The 13,728-nt window shown below is 65.6% G+C and carries 17 protein-coding genes; 7 read left to right on the top strand and 10 right to left on the bottom strand.

Going from position 1 to position 13,728, the window contains the following annotated elements:
- Positions 1–23: 23 nt before the first annotated feature.
- From A9J21_RS30065 to A9J21_RS30055, 3 genes are read left to right on the top strand one after another with little or no spacing between them, the layout of a single operon-like run.
- Entirely contained in the window at positions 24–338 is a 315-nt protein-coding gene (locus tag A9J21_RS30065) for a 2Fe-2S iron-sulfur cluster binding domain-containing protein (RefSeq protein WP_066742763.1), read from the top strand.
- Positions 329–643, top strand: coding sequence for a ferredoxin (locus A9J21_RS30060; RefSeq protein ID WP_066742760.1), 315 nt, complete (start codon positions 329–331; stop codon positions 641–643). Before A9J21_RS30065 ends, A9J21_RS30060 begins: the two co-directional genes overlap by 10 nt.
- Positions 640–1,020, top strand: a complete 381-nt coding sequence (locus tag A9J21_RS30055; protein WP_231907088.1) for a 2Fe-2S iron-sulfur cluster-binding protein — start codon at positions 640–642, stop codon at positions 1,018–1,020. The genes A9J21_RS30060 and A9J21_RS30055 overlap by 4 nt, the downstream gene beginning before the upstream one ends.
- A 43-nt stretch (positions 1,021–1,063) precedes the next feature.
- Here A9J21_RS30055 and A9J21_RS30050 read toward each other — a convergent pair whose 3' ends face one another.
- The 3 genes from A9J21_RS30050 to A9J21_RS30040 form a co-directional block, all read right to left on the bottom strand.
- Complete coding sequence (locus A9J21_RS30050) at positions 1,064–1,420, bottom strand: cytochrome c (protein WP_231907087.1); 357 nt, start codon at positions 1,418–1,420, stop codon at positions 1,064–1,066.
- Positions 1,421–1,433: 13 nt separating this feature from the next.
- Positions 1,434–2,681: a molybdopterin-dependent oxidoreductase gene (locus A9J21_RS30045; RefSeq protein ID WP_066742754.1), complete on the bottom strand. Its 1,248-nt coding sequence runs from the start codon at positions 2,679–2,681 to the stop codon at positions 1,434–1,436.
- Between the two features lie 272 nt (positions 2,682–2,953).
- The gene (locus A9J21_RS30040; RefSeq protein WP_066742752.1) at positions 2,954–3,775 is read right to left on the bottom strand and encodes an IclR family transcriptional regulator; all 822 of its coding nucleotides are present in this window, start codon (positions 3,773–3,775) and stop codon (positions 2,954–2,956) included.
- A gap of 239 nt (positions 3,776–4,014) precedes the next feature.
- Between A9J21_RS30040 and A9J21_RS30035 the strand changes: the two genes are divergently transcribed.
- Entirely contained in the window at positions 4,015–4,926 is a 912-nt protein-coding gene (locus A9J21_RS30035) for a LysR family transcriptional regulator (protein ID WP_066742835.1), read from the top strand.
- A 105-nt stretch (positions 4,927–5,031) separates the two neighbouring features.
- Here the strand turns inward: A9J21_RS30035 and A9J21_RS30030 are convergent, their stop codons facing one another.
- On the bottom strand, positions 5,032–5,304 hold the full coding sequence (locus tag A9J21_RS30030; RefSeq protein ID WP_066742749.1) for a hypothetical protein: 273 nt from the start codon (positions 5,302–5,304) through the stop codon (positions 5,032–5,034).
- Positions 5,305–5,505: 201 nt separating this feature from the next.
- Positions 5,506–6,057: a YggT family protein gene (locus A9J21_RS30025; protein ID WP_066742746.1), complete on the bottom strand. Its 552-nt coding sequence runs from the start codon at positions 6,055–6,057 to the stop codon at positions 5,506–5,508.
- A 189-nt stretch (positions 6,058–6,246) separates the two neighbouring features.
- On the opposite strand from A9J21_RS30025, the gene A9J21_RS30020 reads away from it, so the two are divergent.
- Positions 6,247–6,714 carry a MarR family winged helix-turn-helix transcriptional regulator gene (locus tag A9J21_RS30020; RefSeq protein WP_066742742.1) on the top strand — a complete coding sequence of 156 codons (468 nt, stop codon included), beginning with the start codon at positions 6,247–6,249 and terminating at the stop codon, positions 6,712–6,714.
- A 160-nt stretch (positions 6,715–6,874) separates the two neighbouring features.
- On the top strand, positions 6,875–7,645 hold the full coding sequence (locus A9J21_RS30015) for a glycine zipper 2TM domain-containing protein (RefSeq protein ID WP_066742740.1): 771 nt from the start codon (positions 6,875–6,877) through the stop codon (positions 7,643–7,645).
- 63 nt (positions 7,646–7,708) lie between these two features.
- Here A9J21_RS30015 and A9J21_RS30010 read toward each other — a convergent pair whose 3' ends face one another.
- From A9J21_RS30010 to A9J21_RS30000, 3 genes are all read right to left on the bottom strand, one after another.
- On the bottom strand, positions 7,709–8,425 hold the full coding sequence (locus A9J21_RS30010; protein WP_066742738.1) for a dienelactone hydrolase family protein: 717 nt from the start codon (positions 8,423–8,425) through the stop codon (positions 7,709–7,711).
- Between the two features lie 238 nt (positions 8,426–8,663).
- A complete protein-coding gene (locus tag A9J21_RS30005) occupies positions 8,664–9,083 on the bottom strand; it encodes a hypothetical protein (RefSeq protein WP_066742736.1) in 420 nt (139 codons plus the stop codon).
- 327 nt (positions 9,084–9,410) lie between these two features.
- Positions 9,411–10,019, bottom strand: coding sequence for a phospholipase D family protein (locus A9J21_RS30000; RefSeq protein ID WP_082926701.1), 609 nt, complete (start codon positions 10,017–10,019; stop codon positions 9,411–9,413).
- A 205-nt stretch (positions 10,020–10,224) separates the two neighbouring features.
- Between A9J21_RS30000 and A9J21_RS29995 the strand changes: the two genes are divergently transcribed.
- Complete coding sequence (locus A9J21_RS29995) at positions 10,225–10,431, top strand: dodecin (protein WP_066742827.1); 207 nt, start codon at positions 10,225–10,227, stop codon at positions 10,429–10,431.
- Positions 10,432–10,488: 57 nt separating this feature from the next.
- Here the strand turns inward: A9J21_RS29995 and A9J21_RS29990 are convergent, their stop codons facing one another.
- Positions 10,489–12,165, bottom strand: a complete 1,677-nt coding sequence (locus A9J21_RS29990; protein ID WP_066742734.1) for a ShlB/FhaC/HecB family hemolysin secretion/activation protein — start codon at positions 12,163–12,165, stop codon at positions 10,489–10,491.
- Positions 12,166–12,303: 138 nt separating this feature from the next.
- A complete protein-coding gene (locus A9J21_RS29985; RefSeq protein ID WP_066742733.1) occupies positions 12,304–13,722 on the bottom strand; it encodes a collagen-like triple helix repeat-containing protein in 1,419 nt (472 codons plus the stop codon).
- Between the last annotated feature and the right edge of the window lie 6 nt (positions 13,723–13,728).

Below are 13,728 nucleotides of genomic sequence, written 5' to 3'. Positions count from 1 at the left end.
CTTTCCAGATTAAAGAAATTGTTATGCCGAAAGTCACCTTCCATAAGAACGGCCAGGTATTCGTCGACGAGGTCAAGCCTGAAACCAATCTCGTCGTGCGCGCCGGCATCAAGCAGTTTCCGTATCCGAACCTGCGCTACGAATGCGGCATGGGCAAGTGCTCGAAGTGTGCGTGCAAGGTGCTGGCCGGCGCCGAGCACCTGCCGCCGCCCAACTGGAAAGAGAAAAAGCAGCTTGGCGAGCGGCTGGACCAGGGTTTCCGGCTCGCCTGCCAGATCTGGCTGACGCATGACATCGAACTCGAACAGCCCGAGATGGCGCCCGCGACATGTTCGTGATCCTGACCAGCAAGCCGGGCCAGTTCCGCACCGAGGCCGTGCCCGGCGTGGAGCCGCGCGAGACATGGGAATACCTGTTCTACGGGCGGCCCAAGGCGATTTTCGTGATTGCCGAACTGATGGAAACGCAACAGCCAGTGAAGGTGCGCGTGATCGAGGAATCGACCGCGCCCGACACCGACCCCGTGATCAACCACGTGCCGACCAAATTCCTGGAGCGCTTTGACACGCTCGACGCTGCCCACGACGCGCTGCAGAAGCTGGCGCACTTCGGCAGCATGGATCTCTCGATAAGGAAACAATGATGCGGGCCGACACCGAAGCCGATGCCACCGTGACCGAAGACACCGAAACCGACAGCGGCGCCGCGCCGCAGACGCGCACCGTCGAAATCACGTTCGTGACCAACAGCGGCAAGACCGTGACCGCCCCGGAAAACAGCAATCTGCTACGCGTATCGCTGCGCGAGCAGGGCGGCATTCCGTTCAAGTGCGGCGGCGGCATCTGCGGCACCTGCAAATGCCGGATCGAGCAGGGCCTGGAACACACCGACGCCGTCAAGCCCAAGGAGCGCAAGCACCTGAACGACGACGACCTGCGTGCCGGCTATCGCATGGCATGCCAGACGTTCATCAAGGGCGACGTGGCGGTGTCGTGGGAGCCGAGGACGGGGCCGCGCTGAAAAAGATGGGAAAAGGGCGGAAAGATACCCGCCCTTGCATCCATTACTTGCTCACCGCTGCATTCGTCAGCGGCTGCTCCGCGCCGTACGTCTTCACCAGATAATCGACGATGGCGGGAATATCCTCGTCCTTGAGCGGTGCGCCGAATGGCTTTTTCATTTTCTTGACGGTGGCGTCCCAGTACGCGCGGGTCGAGGTCGATGGCTGCGTCGACACGTACTGTGCCGAATGGCAGATCATGCAATTCTGCTGCGTGAGGTTATAGCCGGGCAGTGTGCTGGGTTTGTAGCTGGCCGTTTCCTGCGGCAGCTTGATTTCCAGCGGGCGGGCATTCGATGCGCCAGACATGGCGCCCAGTGCGCAGGCAATAGCCAGCATGAAGGTGCGGTGCTGTTTCATGATTGGCCCCATCTCAAACCACCAGGACGCGCGTGGATTCCACGACGTTCCGCATATATCCCGCAGGGTTCCAGCTTGCGGTCAGTGGCTGGATTTCTCCCGAGCGGGTTCGGGCGCGCACCCGCAAATCGAATTCCCCTTTTCTTTGCGGACGAAACGCGATGCTCCACTCGCGGAACGAATAGCGGCCCAGGTCCTTGCCCAGTTCGGCGGGGCGCCAGGTGGCGCCGCCATCTTCCGAAAAGGCGACATCGGCGATGCCATGGCCGCCGTCGAATGCAATACCCTTGACCACGGCCGGCTGCCCGGATCTGATAAAGCTGCCCGGCATATGGCTGGTGATAAACGACCGCACATTGAACCGGCCAATGGGCACGGTGCTGGTGGGCGCGGTGCCCGGTGCCACGCAGGCGCAGTCGTTGGCCGGAATACGATAGGCGGGATTCATCCAGAAGCCCTCGAAAGGCTTGTCCAGCACTTCGATATGCGACAGGTGCTTGACCCAGTAGGTACCGTAGTGACCCGGTACCACCAGGCGCAGCGGATAACCGTTGAGCATCGGCAGGTCCTTGCCGTTCATGGCCCAGGCCAGCATGACCTCGCCATCCATGGCGTGGTCCATTGACAGCGCCTTGACGAAGTCCGGGCCATTTTCAAGCGGCGGGCGGTCCAGTCCGTCGAAGCTGACCTGCACGGCGCCGGTCTTGATGCCGGCCTTTTCCAGCACGGTTTTCAGGGGAATGCCGGTCCAGCGCGCATTGCCCATCGCGCCATTTCCCAACTGGCCGCCATTGACGCGCGGCGAGAAATAGCCGCGGCCATTTCCGGAACACTGGTTGACCGCGACGATTTCCACGGGGTCGCCAAGCCTGCGCAGTTCCTGCAGGCTCAATGACACGGGGCGCGACACATGGCCGTCGATCTTCAGGCGGAAGGTCGACGCGTCAATCGACGTGGGAATACCGCTCCAGTGATAACGGACGAAAAACGCGTCATTTGGCGTAATCACATTCTCGCCAAATACCTCGAATGGGGTTTCGAGTTGCGGCGGCCGATTGGTCAGCAGGATCAGTGGCCGTTTTTGCGGAAATGCCACCAGTTCCCGATGGCCGTTTTCGAACGGCATCTCCGTGGTAGTGGCCGCGCCAAACGCGCGCGTGGCGGTAAATCCGAGCGACGCGTGCAGCGTCAGGGCAGCGCCGCCCTTCAGCACGCCGCGACGCCGTTGATCGATTTCGCCTCTTGTGGGTTTCCTGGCCATTTTGTCTCCTCGCGGGCAGCCGGGAATCGGCCGCCTTCTTATAGGTGTCGTAGCCGTTGAGCGTAATCGTAGTGCGCCTTATCGCCGAAACAAGTTATTTCGCTATGGCTGACCGGAAAATCCGATGCGTGCGGCAAGGCGAGCGCGCCCGGCCCGAATGGCAGAAAGCCAATCGGGTTTGGAAGGGCAACAAGATGTGGAAATGCAGGGGCGGCATCGGGAATGCCCGGTGCGCTGGAAAGGAAGCGAACCCTGATCCGGGAAGCGGCGGGTCAGGTCCGCAGGCTGACCATCGCCGAGATCTTCTCGGCGGCTTCAAGCAGCGGGGGCAGGAACTGGTCGGACATTTCCTGGGCGCTGGTCCGATTGGCCTGTCCGCTGATATTCAACGCGGCGATGACCTGCCCGGCGCGGTTGCGGATCGGGGCGGCCAGCGAAACCAGGCCTTCTTCCAGTTCCTGGTCGTTCTGGGCCCAGCCGCGGCTGCGGATATCGGCGATCAGCGATTTCAGCGCGGCGATATCGGTGACGGTGCGGCGGGTCCGCGGTTGCAGGTCCGACGCACGCAGCACGCGTTCGAGTTCGGCATCGTCGAGCCCGGACAGCAGCACGCGGCCCATCGACGAGCAGTAGGCCGGCAACCGGCTGCCGATCGACAGGTTGATCGTCATGATCTTGCGGGCCGGCACGCGTAGCACATAGACGATTTCGGTGCCGTCGAGCACCGATATCGAGCAGCTTTCGTGGACGGATTGCGACAGCGCCTCCATGACCGGCTCGGCCAGGTTCCAGAACGGCATCGAGGTCAGGTAGGCGAACCCGAGATCCAGGATTTTCGGCGTCAGGCGGAACAGCCGGCCGTCGTTCTGCACATAGCCCAGCCCCACCAGCGTCAGCAGGATGCGCCGGGCGCCGGCACGGGTCAGGCCGCTGGCCTGGGCGATTTCGGTCAGCGTCTGGGCCGGATGGCTGGCGTCGAACGCGCGGATGACCGACAGGCCACGCGCAAATGACTGCACATAGCTGTCGCTCGGCTTTTCGGTCGTACCGGCAACCGGCGCACGGGACGTAGCGGAATCGGCAGGATGCGCCATGGGTCTGAGAGAGTTCGGAAAGGCTCGGAAAGGCCGAAAGGGTAGAGGAAATGTGCCTGCTTTGCCAGTCCGGAGCAACCTTTACCGCAGCGCCGCACGCCCGGCGGAACTATCGGCGGCCCGGACGAGACGAATCTGTCTATCGCATAATGTGCGTCCGCCCGGCGCGACAGACGCCGTCGACAAGGCGACCGTGACGGGCGGCCACGACAACAGTGTCATACAAGGGAATGGGTTCGGTGAGCGAGACAATCCAGTGGAATGATTGGGAGGCATTTTGCAGTGTGGTGGAGCAGGGCACGTTCACGGCGGCAGCCGCGGCCCTGGACTGTCCGAAATCGCGCGTCTCGGCGGCGGTGATCCGGCTGGAAACCGCGATTGGCGCCAAGCTGCTGGAACGCACCACACGCCGCATGCGGCTGACCGATGCCGGGGGCGCCGTCTATCGCGACGTGGCGCCGCTGTTTGCCAGGCTGCGTGAAATCCGCCAGGAAACGCTGGCGCGCGAGGAGCGCGTGCAGGGCATGCTGCGCATTGCCACGCCCTACGAATTCGGGGCGCAGCAGCTGGGCGGCGTGATCTGCCGCACGCTGGCGGCCCATCCGGCGCTAGACATCACTGTGGAAATCGCGCAGGGACTGGTCGATCCGATCCGGGAAGGCTATGACATTGCCTTCGTGACCGTGGATACCGATCTGCCCGACTCCGGCACCATCGCGCGACGCATCTGGAATGTGGAGCGCGGCCTGGTGGCGGCGCCCAGCCTGGCGGCCAGCCTGCCGGCGCAGATGCAGCCCGAAGACCTGTCCAACATGCCCACGCTGGCTACGCCCGGTGCGTCGGTCTGGGAATTTTCGCGCGATGGCCGGCGGATTCCGGTGCCGATCCGGCCGCGCATGCAGACGTATAACGCCGAACTGCGCATGCAGGCCGCGCTGGCGGGGCTGGGCATTGCCCGGGTGCCGATGACGGCTGCGGAAACGGAAATCGCGCAGGGCAGGCTGGTGCGGGTGATGCCGGATTACCCGTTGCCACCGCTGAGGGTGTTTGCCTTGCTGCCTGACCGGCGGCTCCAGCCGCGCAAGGTGCGGGCCTTCATGGAAGCCATCGAGTCGATGATGGGGGAGGAGCTTGACGCGCTGGGGCAGTAACTTGGGCGGATGGGGGACTGAAGGTGGCCCGGCGGAACTCGGGGGGAGCGCTCCCCGGGCCTGCTTCGCCCAGGGGAAAGGCGAAGCCGGTACGGCTGGAAAGCCTTAAGCGCCTTCGCTGTACACGTCGCGCTTGTCGGTCACGCCACGGGCGCCTTCCGAGTACACGTCGCGCTTGTCGGTCACGCCACGGGCGCCTTCCGAGTACACGTCACGCTTTTCGGTCACGCCACGGGCGCCGTCCAGGTACGGGTCGATCTTGCGGCCGATGCTGCCGTCCAGGCGTGCCAGGTCCGACAGGGGTTGTGCAGCCTGGGCGGCGGTGGCGCCAGCCGACAGGCCGATGGCGCAGAGCAGGGAGAGGGCGAGGGTCTTCATGGTTGTGCGGTTCCTACTTATTGGCAGAGATCGCGGGCGGGCCCGCGGTGGCTGTAATGTAGGCTCCGGCACGCACCGGAAAAAGGGTAAATCCTCGACAGACTGTCCAGCTGTCTGGACATTAGGGGTTAACCCTAGGGATGTATTTTGTGATACGGTGGCGCCCCCGCCACCGGCCGTCGATACAAGGTGAGTGGTTGCTTACACCACGCCGCGGCTTACGCCAGCAATCAGCATCAGCAAAATCTGCGCAATCACGAACAGCACCAGCGGCGACATGTCGAATCCGCCCAGGCGCGGCATCACGCGCTGGATGGGACGCAGCAGCGGCGCGGTAAGGTGCCAGATCGGGCCGGCCAGCGGCGACTGCGGGTTGACCCACGACAGCACCGCCATGAGCAGCGTGACCCACATGATCATGCTGATGCCCCATTTCAGCAGGTTCAGCACGGCCAGGGCCAGGATCACGGGCAGGAAGGCCAGCGGATCGGCATCGAGCACCAGCGCACGGCAGACCAGGAAGGCGACGGCGGTCAGGTAGGCGGCCAGCACGGTGGCCCAGTCGATGCCACCGATGCCCGGAATGATGCGGCGCAACGGGCGCACCAGCCAGTCGGTGACCTGGAACACCCCCTGCGACACCGGGTTGCGCGACGGCAGCCGGGTCAGTTGCATCCACAGGCGCAGCAACAGGGCCATGCCGAAGAGCGTAAAGACGGTATCTAGCAGGAAGAGGATGATTTCCGTGAACATCGGGCGGATTTCCCTTGAATACGTTAGAGGGCGACAGGGTGTCGACGACCGCACAGATTCTGCCATACCCCGCTGCCTCGCCCCCGTGGAAAATGGGGGCGGAATGCGTGTCAGCGCACCGGGTAGAGCCTTGGCACCCCATATAATGGGCGCCTTGTCCGATACCGCCCGCGCAGCCCATCCCCGCCCATGCCACGCCCGACCGCTTCCGCGAAGTCTTCGAACGATGCCACCGCACTGAGCAAGCATGACTTCGAGGCGCTGTCCGATTTCCGGTACCAGCTGCGCCGGTTCCTGCGGTTTTCGGAGGATGCCGCGCAGTCCGAAGGCGTGACCGTACAGCAATACCTGCTGATGCTCCACATCCGGGGCAGCCGGGAGAAAAACTGGGCCTCGGTGGGCGAACTGGCCGAGCGGCTGCAGGCCAAGCAGCATGGCGTGGTGGCGCTGGTCAACCGCTGCGAGGCGGCCGGTCTGGTCACGCGCCGGACCAATCCCGATGACCGGCGCGTGGTGCAGATCCACCTGCTGGCAAAGGGCGAGCGCTGCCTGAACCGCCTGGCAGCGCTGCACCGGGCCGAGCTGGAATCGCTGCGCGGGGCGTTCCGCGTGGCCCGCATCACGGCCTTCAACGACGACGAGTCGGAGCGCGCCTGAGCCCTGCCGTTTGCACGGTTCGCCAGCCGCATGACATGCCGCCGGACATGCCGCGTTACAGGCGGTTACCCATCACAATCTCCGGTGACACCTGCCGACATGGCGGGGCACTAGACTCCCGCGCAATATCAACACGCGCACTGTCGCAGGAGCACCCATCATGTCCATCACGATTCGCCCGGCCGCCCGCACGCTAGCACTGGCCGCCCTGGCTGCCGGTACGCTGGCGCTGGCGGGCTGTGCCGCCCCTTACGGCGCCGGCTATGGCGATGGCTATGGTACGGGGTACCAGACCGGCTACCAGACCGCTGGCTACCAGGGCGCCTACGGCAATGCCGGATACGGGGCAGGGTATGGATCGGGCTATGGCAATGGCGCCGGCTACGGCACATCGGGCACACAGATCAGCGGCACGCCAGCCTATCCGCAGCAGGCCTATCAGCAACAGCCCTATCCCCAGCAATCGTACCCGCAGCAATCCTACCCGCAACAATCCCAGCAGCCGGCCTATGACCAGTATGGTTATCCGCAGCAGGCCCAGGGCAGCTACGACGGCACCTATGGCAACAACGCGGGCAACAACGACCCGTACACGGTGCGCTATGGCTGGGTGGAATCGATCGAACAGGTGGGCGGGCAGCCGGCCAACGCCAGCGGCGTGGGCGCCGTGCTTGGCGGGGTGGCGGGCGGCCTGCTGGGCCACCAGATTGGCGGCGGACGCGGCAACACCGTGGCTACCATCGGTGGCGCTGTGGCCGGTGCACTGGCCGGCAACGAGGTGGAAAAGCGCACGAACACCACGCCGGCGGCGTTCCGCGTGCGGGTGCGTACCAACGACAACGCCTATATGACGCTGACGCAGGCCAGCCCGTACAACCTGCGCATTGGTGATCGCGTCAAGGTGCAGAACGGCACGGCCGTGCCCTACTGAGCTCCTTGCCAGAACGAGAAAGCCCGGCGCCAGGCCGGGCTTTCTTTCGGCCGTCTTGCCGTCTTACGACAGCGCGTTAGCCAGGAACGTCAGTGCGCGGCCATGCGCCAGCGCCGCCGAGCGCTGGTGATACGACTCGCGCGCCCAGCAGTTGAAGCCGTGGTCGGCCTGGTCGTAGACAAAGACCTCGGTGCCGCGCTTGCCGGCCACGGCCTGGCGCACCTTTTCCACGTCTTCGGGCTTGATATGGGCATCCAGCGCGCCGTAGTGGAACTGCACCGGCACGTTGATGGCCGCTGCCTCGTGCAGGTTGTTCTGGATGCCGCCGCCGTAGTAGGGCACTGCGGCATCCACCAGGCCGCGCGCCGCGGCCATGTACGACACCAGGCCGCCAAAGCAGTAGCCCACCGCGGCAACCTTGCCGCCTTCGCCAATTTCCTTGCGCAGCGCTTCCACCGTGGCGGCAACGTCCGACACGGTATCTTCCAGGTTCACGGCCTTGCGCAGTTCCATGGCGCGCTCCCAGTCCTGGCCGCTGTAGCCCAGCTCCACGCGCGGCGCCGAACGCCAGAAGACATCCGGGGACAGCACCACGTAGCCGTCGGCGGCGTACTGGTCGGCCACGCTCCGGATATGTTCGTTGACGCCGAAGATTTCCTGTACCAGCACGATGCCGGGGTTGCCGGCGGTCTTGCCGCCGGGCGGCAGGCTCAGGTAGGCGTCGAAGCTGCCGTTGGCGGTGTCGATACGAATCCAGCGGCTGTTGGGCGTGGTGTTCATGTTGGGAAGACTCCAGGGTTTGTCGGGGCGGACGCCGGCGGCGCCTGATTTGCGGAATCCGGAGGGATCCACAGGAGACCGCCAAGTGTGCCACCGCCGCGCCGATCGTGCAGCGCCGCTGGCCGGTAGCCGACCGGCAAAAAAAAATGCCGGCACCCGCGGGAGGGGTAGCCGGCATGGCGGCCGCGCTTGTGAAGCGCGGCACAGGACTGCTTGACTGACTGCTCAGCCGCGCTGCTTACCAGCGCATCTGCACATTCTTTTCTCCAGGGCTCAGCGTCGTGCGCTTGGATGTGCCCTCATAAGTGGCCACGACCTGATACGAGGCGCGCGGCCCCTTGATCAGGCATCGTGGGCCTGTGGATGTGAATTCGGCCACTTGCTGGCCATTGCGCATGAGCTTCACGTTGACGTCCGACAGAAATTCGCCGCGGCCACCCTGCGTGAACAACAGGCCCATGTCGTACTGAGACGCCTCGCTGCGCATCTCGGCCTGCTCGTCTGCGGCCACGCCGCCGCACACATAGGTGAAAGGGCCGGCCGTGGACGTCTTCATGTCCGCATGAGCGGACACCGACATGCCCAACGCCGCCGCAGCGGCACCGATTGCGCACCAGACGCGTACCTGTCGATTGATCGTAGCGGTTTGTGTTTGCATCGCTTCCTCCTGCCAGGTTGACGGGATGGCGCGACGGGTACCAGATGCAGGAATTGCAGGCCGAGAGGCAGGTTCAGGGCGGGTACGCAGGCCTGGACGATGGCCGGTCGCGCATCCTCGGGATACGTACCTGAAGTACACACCACTGCACACGGGGCGTCTGTCAGCGTTTGACTGATCTTCCTGCGGGAGGCGACCGGGGGGTGGCAGGAACAGCGGGCAGTTCTGCCCCTATTCGTGTGGAGAGCGAAGCAAAGAGAGGCGCCGCTCACATGGCGCCCCTTTCATTTTGTAACCGTGCCGGAGCGGCACGCCACGGGGCGTGGATCAGTAGGCCGACGACTTCTCGAATCGTGTGCGCCAGTTGTCGCTGTATGCCTTGACCACGGCGCTGTCGCCGCGGATCAGCATGCCGTTCTCGGCGTTACGTTCCTGGGCCGACTTGGTGAAGTTGAACGATCCCGTGAACACGGCCTGGTCGTCGAACACCATCACCTTGTTGTGCGCGATGGCCGGTTTGGTATCGACCACCACGGGAATACCCGCGTTCTTGAGGAAGGTGGCGCTGGTATAGCGCTCGGACGCCTGGCTCTTGTCGACGATCACGCGCACGTCCACGCCGCGCTGGTGCGCCTCGGCCACGGCCTTGGCAATGGGGGCGCTCGTAAACGAGTAAGCCTGGATCAGCAGCTTGTGACGGGTGCGGTTGATGGCGTCGACGATCATGTCCTGGCAGCTCGGGCCGTCCGGCACGAAGCACAGCGTGTATGTGCTGCCGCTGGCGAACTGGCTGGTCTGCGCGCGCGGCGTGGTCAGGGCATCGAAGGCGCGATCGAACATCGACGTGGTACGGGCCTGGGCGGTGCCCACGACTGCCAGCAGGCCGACGATGCCCGCCGTGGCGAGCCGCCTGCATTGGAGCAAGGAAGAGAACATCAGGTTACAGGGTGGTGACAGGAATGCGAGGGCAGGCAGCGTAACAGGCCATGCGCTGATTTCGCAACTGGAAACGCAGCGGGGCCGGTTCGGGAACTGCCGGGCCGTCTTGGGACTCGACCTGACTGGTGCCTATGATGAAGGCATCCTGCCGCGGCGGGACATGCTGTGCCGCCGCATCGACCGCGAACACAAGGAGACACGCATGTCCGACCACACCTACAAGCTCGTCGAGATCGTCGGATCGTCACCCGATGGCAGCGACCAGGCCATCCGCAACGCACTGGCCAAGGCTGGCGAGACCATCAAGCACATCGACTGGTTCGAAGTGGTCGAGACACGCGGCCATGTCACGGACGGCAAGGTCGGCCACTTCCAGGTGACGCTGAAGATCGGCTTCCGCGTGAACTGACGCGCGGGAATGACGCTGGAATGACGTATCGGGGCCGCCGGCCCCCGCCCGGCCGGCTCAGTCGAACTGGTACGACCACAGCAGGTTGACGCGCGGCGAGCGGTGGCTGGCATTGGTGGGCTTGTCGCCCACGGGCTGCGCCAGCGAGACGTCCATGGTGTAGTAGCGGCGATCCGAGAACCGCAGGCCGATGGCGAGCGACTGCAGCGTGCGATGCGACAGCGAGATGCTGTTCGAGTACACGCGTGCCATGTCGGCGGCCAGGAACGGCTGCAGCGTCTTCAGGTATGTGAAGTCCACCGCGAACAGGCGGTTGAGTTCGGCCGATGCTCCCCAGCCCTTGTCGCCGGCGATCTCGCCGGCCGGGTAGCCAAGCCCGAAGAAGCGGCCGCCAAAGCTGATCTGCTCGCTCGACGCCAGCCGGTTGCCGCTGTATTGCCCCGCCGCCGACAGCGCCATGCCGAAGCCCATCGGCAGGTCGCTGGCCTGCGACACCAGCAGGCGCGTGCGCCAGAAGCTCAGGTCGTTGAGGTTGTTCTGGCGATCGGCGCCCAGGGCATCGAAACCCTTGTACACCCCCAGCGTGGCGCTGCGTGTCACGCCCGTGCCGCGCTGCAGGTATGCCGCCTCGGCGCTTGCCACGCGCACGCTGGTCGACAGTTCCACCTGACGCCCGGCGCCGGGCTGCACCGCCTGCGTATAGCGTTCGAACTGGTTGTTGGCGTAGAAGCCGCCGGTCAGCGTCAGCGCGTGGCGGTTGTTCAGAATGACCGGGTAGCTCAGCGTGCCGCCCAGCCGCTTCGAATCGTTCACGTAGCGCGGCTCGAATCCGATCGGGGCCAGCGTGCTGTTCTGCGGCACGCCGCGATAGTGCGAGGCCGTGATCTTCGCCAGCATGCCTTCGGTGCCCAGCGGCTGGGCGTAGGTGGCGGCGTAGTACTCCTCGTTATCGCGCCCCTTGGGAAACAGCGTGGAGAACGACAGTTGCTCGCCCAGCGGCGTCAGGCTGTTGGTGGTGGCCGTGGCGATGGCCCGTACACCGGGCGACATCCATTCGACACCGGTGCCGAACGTGAACGGCTTGCGCCTGACCTCCAGCACCATGTCGCACGCGCCATCGGTGGTGGTGGGCGGCTGCACCGTGGCGTTGACCTGCATGCCGGGCTGCTGTGCCAGCACGTTGACGTAGTGTTCGAAGCTCTCCTGGCGCAGCGGGCGGTCCTTCTTCAGCTGTTCTGCAATCTTGCGCAGCCGCGCCTCGGCCGGTCCCGGCTTGCCTTTCACGGTGATATTCGCCACGTAGCCTTCCACCACGGTGATCAGCACATTGCCATTCTCGAACGATTGCGCCGGCACGAAGGCAAACGACAGCGGATACCCGGCGTCCTTGTACATCTGCGTGACCGACTCCGCGGCCTGCAGCAGTTCGGCGACGGTGATCTCGCGATTGGCCAGCGGGCTGAAACGCGCCGCGATCTGGTCGAACGGCAGGGTCTTCGCGCCTTCGATCTGGAAATGCCGGGGCGTCAGGCGTGAAGCCAGCAGGTTCTGCAGCGCCGAGTCGGGCCGCTCCACCTGTACGGTGACATTGGCCTGGGCCGGCTTGCTGGGTGCGATGCTGGGCAGGGTCTGGGTGGGGTCGCCCTGCACGGGGCCCCGTTCGGCGTGGGACAGGCCGCTATGGATGACGCCGACGCTGAGCATCAGCGCGGCAACGCGATTGCGTGGTCGCATGGTGTTACCCCTCGATGGAAAACTGCATTGCGGCTATGAGGTCGCGTGCCACGGGACGGAGGGGATGCCGCTCCCCCGCCGCCCATGGGTGGCCGTGACGCTTTGATCGGGTCGGGCGCTGTCGCGCCCTGTGGAGAACTAGTGCTTGCCGCCGAGCGCGCCGGTCAGCCCACCCACCAGCCCGCCAACCAGCCCCGTAACCGGAGCCAGCGGGTTGGCGGGCTTGCTGCCTGCCGTCGTGCCGCCCGACGCGGGCGTGCCGCTGGCCGGTGCATTGCCGCCGGTCAGGCCGGCGACCAGACCGGTTACCGGTGCCAGCGGGCTGGCGCTGCCGCCCGTGGCGCTGGTCGCCCCGCCGGTAACGCCGTTGGTGATGCCGCTGACCAGACCAGTGACCGGCGCGAGCGGGCTTGTGCCGCCGCCGCCGGTGGCGCTGCTCAGGCCGCTGGTAAGGGTGTTGACCAGACCGGTGACCGGCGCCAGCGGGCTGCCGGTGCCCCCCGTGGCGCTGCTCAGGCCGCCGGTGAGGCCGCTGACCAGCCCGGTCACGGGTGCGAGCGGGCTGCCCACGGCACCCCCGGCCGGGTTGTTCACCACGCCGCCGATCGAGGCCACCGTGTTGCCGGTGCCCGTGACAATGCCGCCGACGCCGGACACTACCGGCGTATGGGTATTGGTCAGTTGCGTACCGGATGCAGCCAGCGCGCCGCCGACAGTCGCCAGCAGGTTGTTGACCGGCTGGCCGAGGCCGGTGGCCGCACCCAGCGTCTGCGTGCCGCTGGTCAGCGTGGACGTCAGCGGCACGATGGCCTTGCTGACGCCGCTGGTGAGTTGTTCCACGGGCCCGGTCGACAGCGCGGTGCCCAGCTTGCCGCCGACGTTGTTCACCGCGCCGCCCACTTGCGACACCACGCCGCCCAGCGGTGTCGTCACGGCCGCGAGCGGTGCCAGCGGGCCGCTGCCCAGGCCGCTGACCGCGCTGCCGGCGCTGCTGACCGCATTACCAAGTTCGCTGACCACGCCACCGGTGCTTGCCACCGTGGTGCCCACCGGATTCGTGGCATTGGGCATGTTGCCCAGGCCCGACTGCACGCCGGTGCCGAGCACGCTGACCGCATCGCCGACCGAGCCGACCACGCCGGCCAGGCCATCCCTGGTCTGCGATGACACCACGGGCACGTTCGCGTCCTTGATCGCATCGCCCACGCCGCTGACCGTGCCGCCCACTCCGGTGACAATGCCGCCCGCGCTGCTGACGATGGCGCTGGTGGGCGTCAGTGCAGCGGTGCCGCCGCCGGTGTTGCCGCCGCCGTTGTTGTTGCTGCCACCGCCGCCGTTGTTCGTGCCACCGTTGTTGGCGGAGTCGGTGCCGCCGGTGCTCCCAGTGCTGCCGGTGCTGCCAGTGTTGGCCGTATTGCTGGCACCGCCCGAACTGCCGGTGCCGCTGGTGCCCATCGATGTCGAACCACTGCCGCTGGCGCAGCCTGCCAGTACCAGCAGCGACCCCAGCAATGCCGTCACGATCAGTTGCTTCGCGGAATGTTGTTGTGTGCACATGACCTT

The sequence above is a fragment of the Cupriavidus sp. D384 genome (assembly GCF_001652915.1).
Taxonomy (GTDB): Bacteria; Pseudomonadota; Gammaproteobacteria; order Burkholderiales; family Burkholderiaceae; genus Cupriavidus.
Note: the sequence above shows the minus strand (reverse complement) of the source record. Positions and strands in the feature narration are given on the sequence as shown.